Source organism: Kribbella sp. NPDC051936 (genome assembly GCF_040680955.1).
Taxonomy (GTDB): Bacteria; Actinomycetota; Actinomycetes; order Propionibacteriales; family Kribbellaceae; genus Kribbella.
In genome coordinates this window covers 245,230-263,360 of record NZ_JBFAXS010000008.1, presented here as the reverse complement: position 1 = coordinate 263,360, position 18,131 = coordinate 245,230, and the positions used below count along the sequence as shown (strand labels likewise).

Here is an 18,131-nt window from a genome sequence, read left to right as displayed (position 1 = left end):
ATATGACGACGCCGCCGCAGGGACCGTGGGGTCCTGGGCAGCCGGGGGGCCAGCCAGGCGGGCAGCACGGGGGACAGGGTGGCCAGCCGCCGCAGCAGGGCGGCTGGGGACAACAGCCTCCGGGCCAGGGCGGTGGCTGGGGCCAGCGTCCGCAGCAGCCCCAGCAGGGTCAGCCTCAGCAAGGCCAGCCGCAGCAGGACCAGCCGCCGCAGCAGGGTGGTTGGGGCCAGCAGCCTGGTCAGGGGCAGCCCAGTCAGTACGGTCAGCCGCCGGCGGGCGGTTGGGGTCAGCCGCCGCAGCAGCAGGGCGGCGCCTACCAGCAGCAGTCGTGGGGCCAGCGCCAGCAGCAGCAAGGCGGGTGGCACCAGCAGCAGAGCGGTCCGGGCCAGCAGTGGCAGCCGGGCGGTCCGGGCTCCAAAGGCCCGGGTGGCATCAGCAAGGAGAAGCTCCCACTGCTGATCGGCGGTGGCGTGGTCGGCCTCGTGGTGATCGGCCTGCTGGTGTTCCTCGGGATCCGTGCGTTCGGCGGTGACGACGAGCCCACGACGCAGCCCACGACGACCTCGGAGCCGACCGGCAACGGCACCCCGAACCCGACCGGCTCCCCGTCGACATCGGGCGGACCCGGCCAGAACGGCGAGCTCGGCAACGCGACCGGTCAGGCCAAGGCTGCGACCGAGAAGCTGCAGGGCCTCGGCTTCGGCTGCAGCGACCTGTTCAACACCGGTCAGGGCGCGCACCGCGGCTGTTTCAAGCAGGACGGCCGCAAGGAGTCCGAGGCGATCTTCCAGTTCTCGCCCGACGGCACCATCATCGCGGTCCGGCTGCAGGCCCAGGACGACGACAACTTCAACAACGCGCAGGTCTCCTTCGACCAGCTGCTGCAGGCGCTCGGCAACGACACCTTCGGCGCCGACCAGGTCAAGAAGATCCAGGAGTCGGTGAAGACCGGTCAGCGTTCCGACGAGGTCGGCACCACCTGGGGCGAGTTCCAGCTCAGCAACCAGGGTCAGAGCGTGCGGGTGTCCGGCCACAAGTCCGGCGAGGACTCGATGGACCTGCCGGACCAGACCTTCGACACCACCCAGGCGCAGCTGGTGGCGGCGCTGAAGGCCAAGGGCTACGTCTGCACGACGTCCTGCAAGAAGGACGTCGGCAAGTACGGCTACCAGCGGGTCTTCTTCTACGCCAGCAGCGGCAAGGGCATCAAGGACATCGAGGTCAGCGCCTCCGGTGAGGCGGCGGACGCGAAGAAGGCGCTGCCGGCCGCACTCGGCGACGCGTTCGGCGCCCTCAAGGGCGGGAACATCGAGGCCGTGAAGTCGTACGTCGACGCGCACAACGACGGAAAGTCGTACGCTGCCTATGTCGGCGGGTGGAAGGTCGAGATCAGCGGGAACAGCTCGGCCAGCTACACGTCGCAGCAGGTCTCGATCTCGTACGAGTCGTTCTACGCCTGAGCATCCTGACGGAGTGGCACGGAGGACGGTGTGAAGTTCCCCCGGGAGAAGCGGGAGTCGCGGACGGTGGCCCAGCCACCGCCCGAGGCCGTCCAGCGCGTCGACGGCGGCGGGCCCTGGGGCCCCACCCAGTTCGACCTCCCGGACCGGAACGGCAGCAACAGCCAGGCGATCCTGATCGTCAGCCTGGTCGGGCTCATCGTCCTGCTGGTGATCGCCGGCCTCTGGGCCCTCGCCTACTTCCAGTTCACCTGAGCCACACCTCAGCCACAGCTGAGCCCCGCTCGATCCGTCGAGCGGGGCTTTCGCCTTCCCAGCCCCCAGCCCCCAGCCCCCCGGCCACGCCCGCCGTACGCCCGCGGACGCACCGGCACCCGAGCGGTTATCCCCTCGACCGAGGGGCGGCCCGTACGGTCTGGTGCGCGCGGTCAGGAGGTGGCGCGGATGGTGACGGCCAGGGAGGCCAGGTAGGACAGGCGGGCGACCTCGGAGCCCAGGAACTCGGGGCCGCCGCGACGGCCGATCACCAGGATCCGGCGGTCGGACTCCAGCGGCGCGGCGACCAGGACCGACTCCGAGAGGCCCTTGTGATCCGGCGCCTCCAGCGTGGTCGCCTTCTCCATCGGGAGCCAGCGGCCGGCCACGTCGCCGAACTCCGGCGTCGCGCTGGTCTCCAGCGCGACCTTCACCTCGCTGCCGGTGCCGTCGAGCAGCGCCGCCCAGTCCGCGTGCAGCACGGCCGGTGACTGCTCGACCAGGATGTCGATCGCGTCCGCGGGTGCTGACGTCATCTGCTCGACCGCTTCCAGGTCCATGTGCAGCCCGCCGCCCGCGCCGTACCGCGAGAACCAGATGACCTCGACATCCGGGACGCTGTTGCAGGCGGACACCAGCCGGTCCGGGAGCACTCCCGGTGGCAGGTCGACCACGATGTCGTCGACGGCGGTGCCGTTCTCGCGCCGGTGCTCGACGATCTCGATCGCATGGATGTCGGCGTTCACCTCACCGAGGGCCGTCGCCACGGTGCCCAGCGAACCGGGTCGGTCCGGGATGATCAAGCGCAGCAGGAACACCGAACGATCATCTCCCAGCCGATCACCTTGCGCGTAACGCCTTGTCGCCGCCCATGTTACAGAGCGGTAGGGGAGGACACGCCCGCCCATCTCATCCGGCCGTTGTCCACACCCCTGGGGACGGGGAAACGCGACCGTCACACCGGACCACTAGGATGACTGGGTCGTGGCGGAAAGCGCTACGGGAAGTCCTGCGAACCATTGGATCAGTTCATGCCATCGATTACCCGCGAAGAGGTCGCGCACCTGGCGCGACTGGCGCGGATCGAGCTCACCGACGACGAGCTCGACCACCTCGCGCCGCAGCTCGACCAGATCATCACCCTGGTCGGGCAGGTCAGCCAGGTGGCGGCGGACGACATCCCGCCGACCTCGCACGCTCTGCCCCTGACCAACGTGATGCGCCCGGACGAGAACGTCCCGTGCCTCACGCCCGAGCAGGCGCTGTCCGGCGCGCCGGCCGCGGAGGAGCAGCGTTTCCGGGTGCCGCGGATCCTGGAGGAGGACTGATCATGGCCGACCTCACCAGGAAGACCGCGGCCGAGCTCGCGGAGCTGATGACGTCCGGGCAGGCGAGCTCGGTGGAGATCACCCAGGCCCACCTCGACCGGATCGCCGCCGTCGACGGCGCCGTGCACGCGTTCCTGCACGTGGACACCGAGGGCGCGCTGGCGCAGGCGAAGGCCGTCGACGACAAGCGCGCCGCGGGTGAGCAGCTGTCCCCGCTGGCCGGTGTGCCGCTGGCGCTGAAGGACGTGCTCACCCAGGAGGGTGTGCCGACCACGGCCGGTTCGAAGATCCTCGAGGGCTGGATGCCGCCGTACGACTCGACGGTCGTGAAGCGGCTGAAGGACGCCGGGATCGTGATCCTCGGCAAGACCAACATGGACGAGTTCGCGATGGGCTCCTCCACCGAGAACTCGGCGTACGGCACCACCCACAACCCGTGGGACCTGGGCCGGATCCCGGGCGGTTCCGGCGGCGGCTCGTCCGCGGCCGTCTCGGCGTACGAGGCGCCGCTCGCGATCGGCACCGACACCGGCGGCTCGATCCGGCAGCCCGGTGCGTTCACCGGCACGGTCGGCGTCAAGCCGACGTACGGCGGCACTTCGCGGTACGGGCTGATCGCGCTGGCCTCCTCGCTGGACACGCCGGGCCCGTGTGCACGGACGACGCTCGACGCGGCGCTGCTGCACGAGGTGATCGCCGGCTGGGACCCGATGGACTCCACGTCGATCAACCAGGACGTCCCGCCGGTGGTCGAGGCGGCGCGCAACGGCGATGTCGCCGGTCTGCGGATCGGCGTCGTCAAGGAGCTCGGCGGCGAGGGCTACCAGCCGGGTGTCGAGGCCCGCTTCCACGAGGCGGTCGAGCTGCTCACCAAGCTCGGCGCCGAGGTGGTCGAGGTCTCCTGCCCGCACTTCCAGTACGCGCTCCCGGCGTACTACCTGATCCTGCCGAGCGAGGCCTCGTCCAACCTGGCCAAGTTCGACGCGATGCGGTACGGCCTGCGCGTCGGCGACGACGGGGAGAACAGCGCCGAGAAGGTGATGAGCCTGACCCGCGAGGCCGGCTTCGGCGCCGAGGTGAAGCGCCGCATCATGCTCGGCACGCACGCCCTGTCCAGCGGGTACTACGACGCGTACTACGGCCAGGCGCAGAAGGTGCGGACGCTGATCGCCCGCGACTTCGCCAACGCCTACGAGCAGGTCGACGTGCTGGTCTCGCCGGCCACGCCGACGACCGCGTTCGCGATCGGCGACCGGATCGACGACCCGATCGCGATGTACAAGAACGACCTGTGCACGATCCCGTCCAACCTGGCCGGTAACGCGGCCGCGTCGTTCCCGTGCGGCCTCGCCGACGAGGACGGCCTGCCGGTCGGTTTCCACGTGATGGCGCCAGTGATGCGTGACGACCTGCTCTACAAGGTCGGCGCCGCGCTGGAGTCCGCGCTGGCCGAGCAGTGGGGCGGCGTACTGATGACCAAGGCTCCGGAGCTGGAGGTGACCCGATGACTGCCGAGGTCCTCGAGATCGACGACGCGCTGGCGCAGTACGACCCGGTGATGGGCCTCGAGGTCCACGTCGAGCTGAACACGAAGTCGAAGATGTTCTGCGGCTGCCCGACCGAGTTCGGCGCGCCGCCGAACACCCAGACCTGCCCGGTCTGCCTCGGTCTGCCCGGCGCGCTGCCGGTGGTGAACGCGAAGGCGGTCGAGTCCGCGATCAGGATCGGCCTGGCGCTGAACTGCGAGATCGCCGAGTGGTGCCGGTTCGCCCGGAAGAACTACTTCTACCCGGACATGCCGAAGAACTTCCAGACCTCGCAGTACGACGAGCCGATCGCGTTCAACGGCTGGACCGAGGTCGTCGTCGACGGCGAGACATACCGGATCGAGATCGAGCGCGCGCACATGGAGGAGGACACCGGCAAGTCCACCCACGTCGGCGGCGCGACCGGCCGGATCCACGGCGCCTCGCACTCGCTGGTCGACTACAACCGGGCCGGCATCCCGCTGATCGAGATCGTCACCAAGACGATCGAGGTCCCGCCGGCGAAGGCAGCTGCGGTCGCCCGGGCGTATGTGAGCATGCTGCGCGATCTGCTGCTGTCGCTGGACGTCTCGGACGTCCGGATGGACCAGGGCTCGCTCCGTTGCGACGCGAACGTCTCGCTGAAGCCGCACGGTTCCACTGCTCTGGGCACGCGGACCGAGACCAAGAACGTGAACTCGTTCCGTTCGGTCGAGCGCGCGATCACCTACGAGATCACCCGGCAGGCGGCGATCTTGTCGTCCGGCGGCAAGATCCTGCAGGAGACCCGGCACTGGCACGAGGACACCGGCATCACCACGTCCGGCCGGGAGAAGTCCGACGCGGACGACTACCGGTACTTCCCGGAGCCCGACCTGGTCCCGGTCGCGCCGTCGCGCGAGTGGGTGGAGGAGCTGCGCGGGACGCTGCCCGAGGCCCCGTCGGTCCGGCGGGCGCGGCTGCAGCAGGACTGGGGTTTCACCGACCTCGAGATGCGCGACGTCATCAACGGCAACGCGCTCGAGCCGATCGTCGCGACGGTCGAGCTCGGTGTCACGCCGGCCGCCGCGAAGAAGTGGTGGCTGGGTGAGCTGGCCCGCTCGGCGAACGAGTCCGGTCAGGAGCTCGACGCGCTCGGCGTCGGCCCCGCCGAGGTCGCCGAGGTCCAGAAGCTCGTCGACGACGGCACGCTGAACGACAAGCTCGCCCGCCAGGTCTTCGAAGGCCTGCTCGCCGGCGAGGGCACCCCGGCCGAGATCATCGAGAAGCGCGGCCTGGCCCTGGTCTCCGACGACTCCGCCCTCCTGGAGGCGATCGACCGCGCCATCGCCGCCAACCCCGACGTGGTCGAAAAGGTCAACTCCGGCAAACCCGCCGCCGCCGGCGCCCTCATCGGCGCGGTCATGAAGGACATGCGCGGCCAAGCAGACGCCGCCAAGGTCCGCCAACTCCTCAACGAGAAGCTGGGCATCTGACTCTCACCCGCCACCTGACCGGCCATCTCGGGGGTCAACCCCCGAGATGGCCGGTTGGCACCTGAGAATCATCGTCCGCAACCGGCCATCCGAAGGGTTGACCCCTCAGATGGTCAGGCGGCGTCGCGCTGCTGTTGCCCCGGATGCGGGGCGTCGGCGATCACGGTGCGCTCGACTCGGCCGTCGTCGACGTCGGCCGCATCCGCGAGCAGGGTCTGGGCGACCGACAGTTCCTCGGCCGTGCAGCGGACCTCGTAGCGGGTCGGCAGGACCTCGGTGGTCACGGCTTCCGGGCGATTACGGACCAGCCCGCGGAACAGCCCTCCGAGCGCCCCGACGAGTACGCCGTACACAAACCCCCACACCACAACGGCGAGACCGTTCAGCGTCGTCTCGGCCACCAGAGTGACGAAGACCGCCGCGAGTACGCCGAGAAGCGCGCCGTGCGCGGCACTGACCAGGGTGAGCCTCACGGCCGGGACGGTTCTGCGTCTGGTGGCCTGCCGGAGTCCGGCGCCGACGATCTCCAGGTTGGCCGCTGTCATCCCGTAGCTTCTGAGGTACTCGACTGTTCGTTGAGCATCGTCGAATCTGCTCACCGATGCGATCACGCTGCTGGGGACGCCAGACGCCTGGCCGGTCGGCATACCGATCTCCTCCTCAGGTCGTTTCCTTCCAACAAGTACCAGACGACCGAAGAGCTGAAACGGTTGACTTCTGCTCAGGAGGTGCCGATCGTCACGCGCAGGATCCGGTCGTCGCCGTCGCGGGGGTCGCCGCGGCCGTCGGTGTTCGACGTGGTCACCCACAACGACCCGTCCGGTGCGGTCTCGACCGTGCGCAAACGCCCGTACTGGTTGGTGAAGAACGCCTGCGGCTCACCGACCCGCTTGCCGCCCGCGACCGGGATCGCCCAGAGCCGCTGGCCGCGCAACGACGCCATGAAGATGTACCCCTTGGCGAACGCGATCCCGGACGGCGACGCGTCGGCCGTGTGCCACTGCGCGATCGGGTCGGTCATGCCGTCGAGCCCGCTGATGCCCTCCGCGGCCGGCCAGCCGTAGTTCGAGCCGGGGGTGATCGCGTTCAGCTCGTCCCAGGTGTTCTGCCCGAACTCCGCGGCGTACAACTGGTCGCCGTCGAACGCGAGCCCTTGGACGTTGCGGTGGCCTTTGGTGATCCACACCCGCCCGTCCGGGTTGCCCGGCGCGGCCTTGCCCTCGGTGGTGATCCGCAGGATCTTCCCGCCGAGCGAGTCGTCGTTCTGCGAGTTCGGCCGGTCCGACCCGTCGCCGGTCCCGGCGTACAGGAACCCGTCCGGACCGAACCGCAGCCGCCCGCCGTTGTGGATCGCCGCGGCCGGAATCCCCTCGAGGATCACCTGCTGGTCCGACAACTTCCCGCTCTGGTAGGTGATCCGCGCGATCCGGTTGTCGTCGCCACCCGAGTAATAGGCGTAGATGTACGGCTTCCCCGGATACCCCGGATCCACCGCGAGCCCGAGCAACCCACCTTCGGACGACGGGTTCACGCCATCCACCGCACCGACGTCACTCACCTGCCCGTCGGCGATCCGCTTGATCTTCCCCGAATCCCGCTCCGCCACCAACGCACTCTTGTCCGGCAGAAACGCCAACCCCCACGGCACCTCGATCCCCGTCGCCACCGTCGAAGCCACCGTCAACTTCACCGCCCCCACAGCCCCGCTGGCCGTACCCGAGCTGACAGTCGCCGGCGCCGTACCCGCCCCCGACGACGAGTCCTCCGAACACCCCACCACCAACGCCAACGCCGCCACCACCACCGCAGCCCGACCGCGCACGCGAATCTCCTCCACTAGCCCTGCCCCCAAGCTAGCGACAACCACCAGCCCGCACCGCCGGAATGACCCGACCTGCAATCAATTCGAGAGACCGCACGCCGGACGCGGCAGGACTTGATGCGCCCGGCGTATGAGTCACCAGGTAGGTCGCAGCGGGAAGTGGGAGTTGCCGCGGCGGTCGGGTTTTACGGCGAGGACCTGGTGGAGTTGGATGGTGTTGTGTTCGAAGCCGGCTCGGCTGGCGGCTAGGTAGAGGCCCCAGATCTTCGCGGTGGGGTGGCCGACCTCGGCGACGGCCTCGTCCCAGTGGGCGACCAGGTTTTCGTTCCAGGCGGTGAGGGTGAGGGCGTAGTGCTCGCGGAGGTTCTCCTCGTGGCGGACCTCGAAGCCGGCGTCCTGGGCCTCGGTGATGATGCGGCCGGAGCCGATCAGTTCGCCGTCGGGGAAGATGTAGCGGTCGATGAACGCCCCGGTGTTGCGGAACCGGTTGTCCGGCCGGGTGATGCAGTGGTTGAGCAGCCGGCCGCCCGGCTTGAGCCGGCTGTGCAGGAAACCGAAGTACGACGGGTAGTTCCGGACGCCGATGTGCTCGGTCAGGCCGATCGAGCTGATCGCGTCGAAGTCGTACTCGGGAACGTCGCGGTAGTCCAGGAACCGCACCTCGGCGCGGTCCTCCAGCCCGTCCCGTTTGATCGCCTGCGCGGCCCATTCGGCCTGCGCCGCGGACAGCGTGACGCCCAGCGCGGTGACGCCGTACTCGCGGGCCGCATGCCGCACCATGCCGCCCCACCCGCAGCCGACGTCGAGCAGCCGCATGCCCGGCTTCAGGTCGAGCTTGCGCGCGACCAGGTCGTACTTCTCGAACTGCGCCTCTTCCAGCGTGGCGTCCGCGGTCGGGTAGACCGCGCACGTGTACGTCATCGACGGCCCGAGCACCCACTCGTAGAACGTGTTCGACACGTCGTAGTGGTGGTGGATCGCGGACTTGTCCCGCGCCTTCGAGTGCCGCAGCCCCTCGAAGGTACGCCGCCACTTGGGCAGGTGCTCCTGCGGCGGGGGAGGCGGCGGCTTCAGGTGGCTCCACCCAAGGCTGCGGAGGATCCGGACGGCCTCGGCGGCCTTCGGCCGGTGGAAGTGGAACTGATCGAGGATCAGCCGCATCAGATCGTACGGGTTGCCGGGGTGGACGCCGGTGATCTCCAGGTCGCCCATCACGTACGCGCGGACCATCCCGAGATCGCCGGGCGCGGTCAGGATGTACGACAGCCCGCGCTCGTTGGCCAGATGCATGTGAATGGGCGAGTCCGAGGGCCCGGCCTCGCTGCCGTCGTACGCCGAGAACCGGAACGGCAGACCGTCCGGAATCACGGCCGTAAGGGCTTCGGCGATCGATACCTGCTGGGTCGCGAGCGTCGTCATCGGCGCGTCACCGCCTTTTCGTAGAGCCCGGTGAGCCGGGCGTCCGGGTCGTACCGTTTCTTCACCACGTCCAGCGCTGCGACGTTGTAGAGCCGGTCGAAGGTCTCACGGTCGTAGTAGGCGTCGGAGTACAGCGACTTGTGGCCGCCGAAGTCGGTGACGGCGGCCTCGATCCGCCGGTTCACGTCGCCGTCGGCGGCGCCCGGCGCGATCGGTACGGTGCCCCAGAAACCGACGTTGACGTACGTCTCGCCGGGCTTCAGTGGATACAGCGGCCAGGACGCCGCGCCGCGCAGTCGCAACGGGCAGAGCCAGACGGGCCGCATGCTCACGTTCGCGTCGAACCAGCGCAGGAACTCCGCCAGCCGCGCGACCGGGATCTCCACGTCCTGCACCACGCGCTCGCGGTCCGCATGACCGCGGCGGCGGTTCAGCCGGGCGGCGACATGGTGCCGGTTCTCGAAGCCGACGATCTTGTGGAACACGTCGCTGCGCCGCCAGCGGCGAGGCCACAACCGCCGTACGACGGGCTGCTGCGCGCCGAACGCCCTCGAGCACCAGAACCAGTCGGTGTCCCAGCGCCACAGGTAATCGTGGGCGGTGAGGAAGTCCCGCTGCCGCTGCTGGATCGAACGGTAGTAGATCTGCTGACCTGTGTAGTCGCTGGTGCGGATCGCCGCGTCGCTGTTGCGGCCGAGGGTCAGGTACGCCTCCGACGGGCTGAACGCGACGCCGTCGACGAAGTGCACCGGTTCACCGTCGTACGTGCCAGAGGCAACGATCTCGTCGATGGCCGGCGCGAGCTCGTCCAGGCCGAGCCGGACGTGCCGGAGTGCGACGTACGGCGAGATGCGGTCGAGCTCGATGCGCAGCCGGGTGGCGTACCCGAGCGTGCCGTAGGAGTTCGGGAACATCCGGAACAGGTCCGCGTGCTCGCCGGAAGGCCGCGCCGTGACCACGTCGCCGGCGCCGGTGAGGATGTCCAGCTCGAGCACGGACTCGTGCGGCAGGCCGGCGCGGAACGACGACGACTCGATGCCGAGCCCGGTCACCGCGCCGCCGAGCGTGATCGTCTTCAGCTGCGGCACCACCATCGGCATCAGGCCGTACGGAAGGGTCGCCGCGACCAGGTCCTCGTAGGTGCACATGCCCTGGACGTCGGCCGTGCGGGCGGCCGGGTCGATGCCGAGGACCCCGGTCAGCTTCGACACGTCCAGCCCCGGACGGTCGACCGCGTCCCGCGGCCGGAACAGGTTCGAGCTGCGCTTGGCCAGCCGGACGGGCTCGCCCGGCGGGATCAGTTCGTACGACTCCCGCAGTCGCCCGACGGCCTGATCGTGCGCGACCACGACCGCCCTGTCCGATGTCGAAGGCACCGATCCAGAGTACGACGACGGCCGCTCCGTGGCACCGGAGTTCAAAACTGTCCACGATCCCGAGTAGGTTGAAACGCATGGTTGACGTGGTGAAGGCATGGCTTCCGTGGGAGGACCCCGCCAGGTTCCTCGGCGGGGTGCCCGACGGGTTCGACGTGGACTTCTATGCCGGCGGCGAGCGGCCCACGTCGCTCGACGAGGTCGAGTTCTACGTGCCGAGCTATATGGGCGGCGGTGACGTGTTCGACGTCGTCCGCGACATGCCGGCGCTGAAGGTCGTGCAGCTGCAGACGGCCGGGTTCGAGCACGCGCAGTCGCGGCTCGCCGACGGCGTCACCCTGTGCAACGCGCGCGGCGTGCACGACGCGTCGACGGCCGAGCTGGCGGTCGGGCTCATCCTCGCGTCGTTCCGGAACCTGCCGCGTGCGGTCCGTGACCAGGAGCGCCAGGTCTGGCCGGGGTCGTACGACGAGGTCGACGACTCGCTCGCCGACCGCACGGTGCTGATCCTCGGGTACGGCGCGATCGGCGAGGCGCTCGAGCGGCGGCTGACCGGGTTCGAGTGCGACGTGATCCGGGTCGCCCGGAGGGCGCGGGACGGCGTGCACCCGATCGCGGAGCTGCCCGAGCTGTTGCCGCGCGCCGACGTCGTCGTGCTGCTGACCCCCGCGACGCCGGAGACCAAGCGGATGGTGGACGCCAAGTTCCTGGCCTCGATGAAGGACGGCGCCCTGCTGGTGAACGTCGCCCGCGGCGTCGTCGTCGACACCGACGCGCTGCTCACCGAGCTCGGGACGCGCCGGATCCGGGCCGCGCTCGACGTGACCGACCCGGAGCCGTTGCCCGCCGGACATCCGCTGTGGTCTGCTCCGAATGTGCTGATCAACCCGCACCGCGGCGGCGCCTCGACGGCGTTCGCGCCGCGGGTCGCGCGGCTGGTGCGTGCGCAGTTGCAGCGCTACGCGTCCGGGGAACCGTTGATCAACGTGGTGGCTGGCCCGCCACGCTAGAACAGGCTAGGAGGAGGACGACGATGTCCGAGGCCGTACTGCTGATCGGTACCAAGAAGGGGCTCTGGATCGGCCGGAGCGACGCTGCCCGCAAGGACTGGCAGCTGGACGGGCCGGTGCCCGAGTTCGAGATGCAGGGCGTGTACGCCGTGGGCATCGACACCCGCGGCGACCGGCCTCGGCTGTTCGTCGGCGGCACCAGCGAGCATTGGGGGCCGGCGGTCTTCCACTCCGACGACCTCGGCAAGAGCTGGGCGGAGCCGCCGGAGGGCTCGATCGGGTTCCCGGAGGACGCCGACGCGTCGCTGGAGCGGGTCTGGCAGATCCAGCCGGGACCGCCCGGTCAGCCGGGCGTCGTGTACGCCGGGTCCGAGCCACAGGCGCTGTGGAAGTCGACCGACGGCGGGGTGACGTTCGAGCTGGTCCGCGGTCTGTGGGACCACCCGCACCGGTCGGAGTGGGGCGCCGGGTTCGGCGGCGCGGCGATCCACACCGTGGTGCCGCATCCGACCGATCCCGACCGGGTGAGTGTGGCGATGTCCACCGGCGGGGTCTACCGGACCACCGACGGCGGTGCGACCTGGGCCCCGGCGAACCAGGGGATCCAGGCGAAGTTCTTCCCGGACCCGTATCCGGAGTTCGGCCAGTGCGTCCACAAGCTGGCCGCGCACCCCGACGCACCGGAGCGGCTGTTCGCGCAGAACCACCACGGCGTGTACCGCTCGGACGACGGCGGCGCGGTCTGGACGTCGATCGCGGACGGCCTGCCGTCGGACTTCGGGTTCCCGATCGTGGTGCACCCGCACGAGCCCGAGACCGTGTACGTGTTCCCGCTGGTCGCGGACGCGAACCGGATTCCCACCGGCGCGCAGTGCCGGGTCTTCCGGTCCCGGGACGCCGGCGCCACCTGGGAGCCGCTGTCGGCCGGACTGCCCGACGTCTCCTACGTCCCGGTGCTGCGGGACGCGATGTCCACCGACACCGCCGATCCCGCCGGGGTGTACGTCGGCACGCGGGACGGCTGTGTCTACGCGAGCCCCGACGCCGGCGACGGCTGGGTCGAGGTCGCGCGGCACCTGCCCGACGTCCTGACCGTGCGCGCCGCGGTGGTCGGGTGATCGGCGTCCGGCTGCCCACGGTGCTCCGGCCGTTCGCGGGCGGCGCCGAGCGCGTCGAGGTCGAGGCGCGGACCGTGGCCGAGGCGTTCGCCGCGCTCGACGCACCGCTGCGCCGGCGGCTGACCGACGAGCAGGGGGCGATCCGCCGGCACGTCAACATCTACCTGGGCGACGACAACATCCGCGATCTCGACGGTCTGGGGACGCCGCTCGACGACGGCGACGAGCTACTGATCCTGCCCAGCGTCGCGGGCGGCTGACAGCGCGGGAAAACAAAAGACTGCACTTCCGGGCGCCGCTTGGTTAGCGTCGGGCGGCATGAGCAACGTCCTCCTGCTGACCGGGCCGTCCGGCTCCGGCAAGACGACCGTGGCGCGACTCGTCGCGACCGACGCGCCACGGCCCACGATGCACCTGACCACCGACGAGTTCTACCGCGGTATCCGGACCGGCTTCGTCGCGCCGTACCTGCCCGGTGCGGAACGCCAGAACGAGGTGGTCGTCGAGGCGATCGTCGCCACCGTCGCCGTCTATGCGCGCGGCGGGTACGACGTGGTGGTCGACGGCATCATCGGCCCGTGGTTCCTCGCCCCGTTCCGTGCGGCCGCGGCAGCGGGGGAGTGGGCGATGTCGTACGTCGTCCTGCGCCCGGACCTCGGGACGACGCTGCAGCGCGGACAAGCCCGGCCCCAGCCCGAGTTGACCGACGCCGACGCCCTCACCGGGCTGCACGGCGCGTTCGCCGACCTCGGCGCGCTGGAGCCGCACGCGCTCGACACCACCCGGCTCGACCCGGACCGAACGGCCGCCGAGGTCCGCAAAGCCGTTGCCTCCGGCTCCTACCTGCTCAACGCCAGCGGATGAGGACAGGCTGTGACCGTCGGCGCCGAGGGGTTGTGACCCTGTCCCGGCCGACCTAGATTCGCGGGTGGGGGCCGGCGGCTGGGCCGTCGCCTGGGGGGTGCCCGGGGGGAGGGGCACCTCATGCATGCATTTCTGCACCGCCTCGGTCGCGGGGCGGCACATTTCCATTGGCTCGTGATCGGCGGCTGGCTGGTGGCCGTCGTCGCGCTGTTCGTGCTCAAGGGTGCGTTCGGCGGCACCTATTCCAACAACTACACGGTTCCGGGCAGTGAGTCATCCGCTGGTTTGAACATCCTGAACAAGGACTTCAGCACCGCCGGCGGCTATTCGGGCTCGATCGTGTTCCACGCGAAGACCGGCACGGTGGCCGAACACTCCGCGCAGGTCAAGTCGTCGATGGACGCCGTCGCGAAGCTGCCCGACGTGGTCAGCGCCGTCGACCCGCTGGCGACCTCGCAGACGGCGTACATCTCCAAGGACGGAGGCATCGTCAACGCGCCGGTCTCGTTCTCGGTGGTCCCGGCCTCACTCGACAGCTCGTACCTCGACAAACTCGACGCGGCGGTCGAGCCGGCCCGCGCGGCCGGCCTCCAGGTCGAGTACGGCGGCGGCGCCGGTCAGATCGGCAAACAGGCCGACGACCTGCCCTCGGAGGCGATCGGTCTCCTGCTCGCGCTGGTGCTGCTGTTCCTGATGTTCCGGTCCGTCGTCGCGGCCGGACTGCCGCTGCTGTCGGCAGTCTTCAGCGTAGGCGGCGGACTGGCGATCCTCGGTCTGCTGGCGGCGGTGAAGACGTTCCCGGTGTCCGCGCCGACGGTCGCGACCTTGCTCGGCCTCGGGGTCGCGATCGACTACGGACTCTTCCTGGTGTCGCGCCATCGCGAGCAGCTGGAGGACGGGATGAGCGTCCGCGAGTCGGCGGGACGGGCCGCGTCCACCTCCGGTGCGGCCATCGTGGTCGCCGGTGGGACGGTCGTGATCGCGATCCTCGGTCTGTACGTGTCCGGCGTACCGTTCGTCGGCGCGCTCGGGCTGTCGTCGGCGATCGTGGTCGCGGTCACGGTGCTGGCCGCCCTGACGCTGATCCCCGCGCTGCTGGGGCTCGCGAACCTGAAGGTCCTGAACCGCAAGGACCGGCACCACCTCACCGAGGAACGCGAACTCGAGGCCGCTCTCCCGGACGATTCTGCGGTCGCCGCGCATCGTGCGGAGGAACACGAACTCCGCGACGCCGCGCACGAGCGGAGTGCGTTCGCGCGCTGGGGCCGCAAGGTGAGCGCCCGGCCGTGGCCGTTCGGCATTGCCGCGACGCTGGTGCTGCTCATCCTGTCGATCCCGCTGCTGTCGATGAACCTCGGCCAGCTCGACGCCGGCACCGACCCGGCCCAGGACTCCAGCCGGAAGGCGTACGACCTGATCGCGCAGGGATTCGGCCCGGGAGCCAACGGTCCGCTGACGGTCGTCGTCCAACTGGAGTCGGTGAGTGCGGCCGACAAGCAGTCGGTGCTCAGCGGCCTGGCTTCGACGCTGCAGAAGACCCCGGGCGTGGCCGCCGTCCAGCAGCCGAGCACGAACAGCGCCGGGACCACCGCGATCATCAACGTCGTCCCGACCACGTCGCCGTCGTCGGCCGATACCGAGGACCTGGTCAACTGGATCCGTGACGACGTGCTGCCCGGCCAGAAGGAACCGACGTACGTCGTCGGCACCACCGCCGGGTACGTCGACTTCACCGAGAAGGTGGGCAGCCGGATGCCGTGGCTGATCGGGGCCGTGGTGCTGCTCGCCTTCGTGCTGCTGACGGTCGCGTTCCGCTCGCTGCTGATCGGCGTGAAGGCGGCGATCCTCAACCTGTTGTCGGTCGGGGCCGCGTACGGCGTGATCGTCGCGGTCTTCCAGTGGGGCTGGGGATCGTCGCTGGTCGGGATCGACGAGTTGGTGCCGATCCCGTCGTTCGTGCCGATGCTGATGTTCGCGATCGTGTTCGGGCTCTCGATGGACTACGAGGTGTTCCTGCTGTCCCGGGTGCACGAGGCCTGGATCGCGACCGGGGACAGCCACCGCGCGGTCGCGATCGGGATCGGCGCGACCGCGCGGGTGATCACCACGGCGGCCGCGATCATGATCGTGGTCTTCCTGAGCTTCGTCCAGGACGACGACCCGACGGTGAAGATGCTGGCGGTCGGCATGGCCGTGGCCGTGCTGATCGACGCCAGCATCGTCAGGATGATCCTGGTCCCGTCCGTGATGACGCTGCTCGGCCCGCGCGCCTGGTGGCTGCCGCGCTGGCTGGACCGGATCGTGCCCGACATCCAGCTCGAGGGCGGATCGCCGCCGGCGCCCCCGGCGCCACGGGAGAAGGTGGGCTCGGCTCCCTGATCAGTGCCGGAACAGCCGGACACCGGTCACGGTCCGGCGGATGCCTCGCTCGGCGCACGCCGTCGCGACCTCGCCGGACCGGATCGACCCGCCGGGCTCCACGATGTGCGTGACGCCGTACCGCTGCGCCTCGTCGACGTTGTCGCTGAAGGGGAGTACGCCGTCGGACACCATCGTGACGCCGGTGAGCGGCTCGTCCGAGCGGCGGGACCACCAGAGTGCGGCCTTCTCGCCGGCCAGGCGGGTGCAGTCGACCCGGGACTGCTGGCCGGCGCCGATGCCGATCGCCACCGCGTCCTTCACCATCACCACGGTGTTCGACTGGGTGTAGCGGGCGACGATCAGGCCGAGCACGGCGTCGTCGGGGAGGTCGCGCGGCACCGGCAGCGCGTCGCGCTCCTGCGTCAGCCGCGCGCCGAAGATCTCGCGTACCTCCTCGGCCGGCGGCTCGAACTCCGGGTCGACCTCGAGCACCAGGTAGGTCCCGCGCTTCTTCGCGGCCAGGATCTCGACGACGCCCTCGTCGTAACCGGGCGCGATGATCCCGTCCGAGACGACCCGCTTCAGCACCGCCGCCAGCTCCAGGTCGACCGGATGCGAGACCGCCACGAAGTCGCCGTACGACGACTTGGGATCGGCGTCCCGGGCCCGGGCGTACGCCGCCGCCACGGTCTCGCCGAGTGCCGCGCCGGCGGGCGAGACGTGCTTGTACGACGCCGCCGCCGGCCTACCGAGCGTCTCCGTGGCCTCGCGCACCAACTGCCATCCGGTCAGGGCGTCGAGGATGTTGATGTACGACGGTTCGCCCGCGACCACCGTGAACGGCGGGTGCTCGACAGCAGCCGTCTGATGAGGATTCGTTCCGTACCGCAGGCGCATCGGGACCTCCGAGTCGATCGGAGGCGCCCAGGCGGACGACGCCCTGTAGTTCGCTCCCTGGTGGTGATCCACCCTCGCCAGTCGCGGTGGGGCCAGACTACTTCGTGGCGCGGACGACGAGCATCGGCGCGTCCGCGGTCAGCGGCTGCCCGTGCCATCCGCTCTCGATCGTCACGCCGCTGAACCCGGCCTGCCGCAGATCGGCCGTGATCTCGTCGGCCGTCCGGAAGTACAAGACGTTGCGGTAGACCGCGTCGTGGCCGTCCGGGAAGACGTTGTGGGCATCGAACACCACGCGCCCGCCGGCGATCTCGATCAGCTCGAGCCACTCCTTCAGATGTCCGGCCGCCGTGTCGCGCTCGCCGTACGTCGCGTCGCTCGTCCACTGCTCCCACGCGCGGGCCGCCGGATTGCGCGACTCGAACGCGAACATCCCACCGGGACGCAGCGCGGCGGCGAGCGCCGTCACCGACGCCTGGTGTTCCGCGACGTGCATCATCGTGTTGCCGCTGCTGACCACGAGATCCGCGTCGCCGCTCGGCTCGACCACGTGATGGTCGCCGTCGATCCAGGTGACCGCCTCGGCGCCCGGCTGGCGGCGTGCGTAGCCGAGCATCGTCGGGCTCGGGTCGATGCCGATCACCGCGCGACCCGGCGCGACGAGGGACCGGGTGAGGAGACCGGTACCGCAGCCGAAGTCGATGACCTTCGTCGTGCCCTCGGCCAGCGACCGGTAGTAGGCGTGGTCGTCGCCCGGCGGGTTGTCCAGGTCGTACAGATGCACCAGCTGCTCGTCGCCGTACGGATCGTCAGTCACGTATCGCATGCTAGGCAGCCGCGTCGGCCGCGGACCAGGAATATCGGGGAGCCGGTGCGGGGGACGAGTGCCGCACCGGCTCGATCAGGGGATCAGACCGCGGAGACCCAGGCGTAGATGTCGGCGGGACGGCCGGCGTTCTCGGCGTGCTGCGGGTCGAACGGCCCGTGTTTGCGCACCTCGTTGCCCGAGTTGCCCTCGACCGTGGTGATCCTGCCGTCGGTGCCGACGGCAACGACCACGCCGGTGTGCACGCTGGTGTCGGTGGTGTCCGGGCCGGTGCCGTAGAGCACGATGTCACCGGGCTGCATGCCGGTGTCGCCGTCATGCGTGCGGCCCTTGCCCTGGCCCCAGGTGTGGGTCACTCCGATCGGGAGAGGGGGCGGTGGAAACCTTCGAGCGC

Annotated in this window: 18 protein-coding genes and 1 riboswitch; of the genes, 10 read left to right on the top strand and 8 right to left on the bottom strand. The window is 70.1% G+C overall.

The window, feature by feature from the left end; genetic code table 11:
- Positions 1 to 2: 2 nt before the first annotated feature.
- Both AB0L64_RS28740 and AB0L64_RS28735 read left to right on the top strand, forming a co-directional pair.
- The gene (locus AB0L64_RS28740; protein WP_363714974.1) at positions 3 to 1,460 is read left to right on the top strand and encodes a hypothetical protein; all 1,458 of its coding nucleotides are present in this window, start codon (positions 3 to 5) and stop codon (positions 1,458 to 1,460) included.
- A gap of 30 nt (positions 1,461 to 1,490) precedes the next feature.
- Positions 1,491 to 1,715 carry a hypothetical protein gene (locus AB0L64_RS28735; RefSeq protein ID WP_359930374.1) on the top strand — a complete coding sequence of 75 codons (225 nt, stop codon included), beginning with the start codon at positions 1,491 to 1,493 and terminating at the stop codon, positions 1,713 to 1,715.
- Between the two features lie 173 nt (positions 1,716 to 1,888).
- On the opposite strand, the gene AB0L64_RS28730 is transcribed toward AB0L64_RS28735, so the two are convergent.
- Positions 1,889 to 2,533 (bottom strand): ACT domain-containing protein, encoded by a 645-nt coding sequence (locus tag AB0L64_RS28730; protein WP_359930377.1) that lies wholly within the window; start codon positions 2,531 to 2,533, stop codon positions 1,889 to 1,891.
- A 213-nt stretch (positions 2,534 to 2,746) separates the two neighbouring features.
- On the opposite strand from AB0L64_RS28730, the gene gatC reads away from it, so the two are divergent.
- The 3 genes from gatC to gatB are packed head-to-tail and all read left to right on the top strand — an operon-like array spanning position 2,747 to position 6,044.
- Entirely contained in the window at positions 2,747 to 3,043 is a 297-nt protein-coding gene (gene gatC, locus AB0L64_RS28725; RefSeq protein ID WP_350274544.1) for an Asp-tRNA(Asn)/Glu-tRNA(Gln) amidotransferase subunit GatC, read from the top strand.
- Between the two features lie 2 nt (positions 3,044 to 3,045).
- Positions 3,046 to 4,551 carry an Asp-tRNA(Asn)/Glu-tRNA(Gln) amidotransferase subunit GatA gene (gene gatA / locus AB0L64_RS28720; RefSeq protein WP_363714971.1) on the top strand — a complete coding sequence of 502 codons (1,506 nt, stop codon included), beginning with the start codon at positions 3,046 to 3,048 and terminating at the stop codon, positions 4,549 to 4,551.
- Positions 4,548 to 6,044, top strand: a complete 1,497-nt coding sequence (gene gatB / locus AB0L64_RS28715; RefSeq protein WP_363714969.1) for an Asp-tRNA(Asn)/Glu-tRNA(Gln) amidotransferase subunit GatB — start codon at positions 4,548 to 4,550, stop codon at positions 6,042 to 6,044. The genes gatA and gatB overlap by 4 nt, the downstream gene beginning before the upstream one ends.
- Before the next feature lie 113 nt (positions 6,045 to 6,157).
- On the opposite strand, the gene AB0L64_RS28710 is transcribed toward gatB, so the two are convergent.
- The 4 genes from AB0L64_RS28710 to AB0L64_RS28695 form a co-directional block, all read right to left on the bottom strand.
- Positions 6,158 to 6,589, bottom strand: coding sequence for a hypothetical protein (locus AB0L64_RS28710; RefSeq protein ID WP_363714967.1), 432 nt, complete (start codon positions 6,587 to 6,589; stop codon positions 6,158 to 6,160).
- Between the two features lie 176 nt (positions 6,590 to 6,765).
- A complete protein-coding gene (locus AB0L64_RS28705) occupies positions 6,766 to 7,866 on the bottom strand; it encodes a PQQ-dependent sugar dehydrogenase (protein WP_363714965.1) in 1,101 nt (366 codons plus the stop codon).
- Between the two features lie 135 nt (positions 7,867 to 8,001).
- Positions 8,002 to 9,285, bottom strand: a complete 1,284-nt coding sequence (locus AB0L64_RS28700; RefSeq protein WP_363714963.1) for a cyclopropane-fatty-acyl-phospholipid synthase family protein — start codon at positions 9,283 to 9,285, stop codon at positions 8,002 to 8,004.
- On the bottom strand, positions 9,282 to 10,661 hold the full coding sequence (locus AB0L64_RS28695; protein WP_363714961.1) for an FAD-binding oxidoreductase: 1,380 nt from the start codon (positions 10,659 to 10,661) through the stop codon (positions 9,282 to 9,284). The genes AB0L64_RS28700 and AB0L64_RS28695 overlap by 4 nt, the downstream gene beginning before the upstream one ends.
- Before the next feature lie 77 nt (positions 10,662 to 10,738).
- On the opposite strand from AB0L64_RS28695, the gene AB0L64_RS28690 reads away from it, so the two are divergent.
- The 5 genes from AB0L64_RS28690 to AB0L64_RS28670 all read left to right on the top strand — a co-directional run bounded on the left by AB0L64_RS28690 (position 10,739) and on the right by AB0L64_RS28670 (position 16,032).
- Complete coding sequence (locus AB0L64_RS28690) at positions 10,739 to 11,671, top strand: 2-hydroxyacid dehydrogenase (protein WP_363714959.1); 933 nt, start codon at positions 10,739 to 10,741, stop codon at positions 11,669 to 11,671.
- Positions 11,672 to 11,694: 23 nt separating this feature from the next.
- Positions 11,695 to 12,789, top strand: a complete 1,095-nt coding sequence (locus AB0L64_RS28685; protein ID WP_363714957.1) for an exo-alpha-sialidase — start codon at positions 11,695 to 11,697, stop codon at positions 12,787 to 12,789.
- Positions 12,786 to 13,049: a MoaD/ThiS family protein gene (locus tag AB0L64_RS28680; protein WP_363714955.1), complete on the top strand. Its 264-nt coding sequence runs from the start codon at positions 12,786 to 12,788 to the stop codon at positions 13,047 to 13,049. Before AB0L64_RS28685 ends, AB0L64_RS28680 begins: the two co-directional genes overlap by 4 nt.
- Before the next feature lie 58 nt (positions 13,050 to 13,107).
- Positions 13,108 to 13,653, top strand: coding sequence for an AAA family ATPase (locus AB0L64_RS28675; protein ID WP_359930407.1), 546 nt, complete (start codon positions 13,108 to 13,110; stop codon positions 13,651 to 13,653).
- Between the two features lie 120 nt (positions 13,654 to 13,773).
- Entirely contained in the window at positions 13,774 to 16,032 is a 2,259-nt protein-coding gene (locus AB0L64_RS28670; RefSeq protein WP_363714952.1) for an MMPL family transporter, read from the top strand.
- Here the strand turns inward: AB0L64_RS28670 and AB0L64_RS28665 are convergent, their stop codons facing one another.
- From AB0L64_RS28665 to AB0L64_RS28655, 3 genes are all read right to left on the bottom strand, one after another.
- A complete protein-coding gene (locus AB0L64_RS28665) occupies positions 16,033 to 16,911 on the bottom strand; it encodes a 5-aminoimidazole-4-carboxamide ribonucleotide transformylase (RefSeq protein ID WP_363714950.1) in 879 nt (292 codons plus the stop codon). It abuts the gene before it with no gap.
- 18 nt (positions 16,912 to 16,929) lie between these two features.
- A riboswitch (ZMP/ZTP riboswitch) is annotated at positions 16,930 to 16,999 on the bottom strand.
- A gap of 9 nt (positions 17,000 to 17,008) precedes the next feature.
- Positions 17,009 to 17,728 carry a class I SAM-dependent methyltransferase gene (locus AB0L64_RS28660; protein WP_363714948.1) on the bottom strand — a complete coding sequence of 240 codons (720 nt, stop codon included), beginning with the start codon at positions 17,726 to 17,728 and terminating at the stop codon, positions 17,009 to 17,011.
- 92 nt (positions 17,729 to 17,820) lie between these two features.
- Entirely contained in the window at positions 17,821 to 18,093 is a 273-nt protein-coding gene (locus tag AB0L64_RS28655; protein ID WP_363714946.1) for a CHAP domain-containing protein, read from the bottom strand.
- Between the last annotated feature and the right edge of the window lie 38 nt (positions 18,094 to 18,131).

Excerpts from the sequence above, each read along its gene's own strand:
- AB0L64_RS28690 (WP_363714959.1), top strand. The coding sequence starts at position 10,739 with ATGGTTGACGTGGTGAAGGCATGGCTTCCGTGGGAGGACCCCGCCAGG.
- gatB (WP_363714969.1), top strand. The coding sequence starts at position 4,548 with ATGACTGCCGAGGTCCTCGAGATCGACGACGCGCTGGCGCAGTACGAC.
- AB0L64_RS28675 (WP_359930407.1), top strand. The coding sequence starts at position 13,108 with ATGAGCAACGTCCTCCTGCTGACCGGGCCGTCCGGCTCCGGCAAGACG.
- AB0L64_RS28685 (WP_363714957.1), top strand. The coding sequence starts at position 11,695 with ATGTCCGAGGCCGTACTGCTGATCGGTACCAAGAAGGGGCTCTGGATC.
- AB0L64_RS28670 (WP_363714952.1), top strand. The coding sequence starts at position 13,774 with ATGCATGCATTTCTGCACCGCCTCGGTCGCGGGGCGGCACATTTCCAT.
- gatA (WP_363714971.1), top strand. The coding sequence starts at position 3,046 with ATGGCCGACCTCACCAGGAAGACCGCGGCCGAGCTCGCGGAGCTGATG.
- AB0L64_RS28665 (WP_363714950.1), bottom strand. The coding sequence starts at position 16,911 with ATGCGCCTGCGGTACGGAACGAATCCTCATCAGACGGCTGCTGTCGAG.
- gatC (WP_350274544.1), top strand. The coding sequence starts at position 2,747 with ATGCCATCGATTACCCGCGAAGAGGTCGCGCACCTGGCGCGACTGGCG.
- AB0L64_RS28710 (WP_363714967.1), bottom strand. The coding sequence starts at position 6,589 with ATGACAGCGGCCAACCTGGAGATCGTCGGCGCCGGACTCCGGCAGGCC.
- AB0L64_RS28700 (WP_363714963.1), bottom strand. The coding sequence starts at position 9,285 with ATGACGACGCTCGCGACCCAGCAGGTATCGATCGCCGAAGCCCTTACG.
- AB0L64_RS28740 (WP_363714974.1), top strand. The coding sequence starts at position 3 with ATGACGACGCCGCCGCAGGGACCGTGGGGTCCTGGGCAGCCGGGGGGC.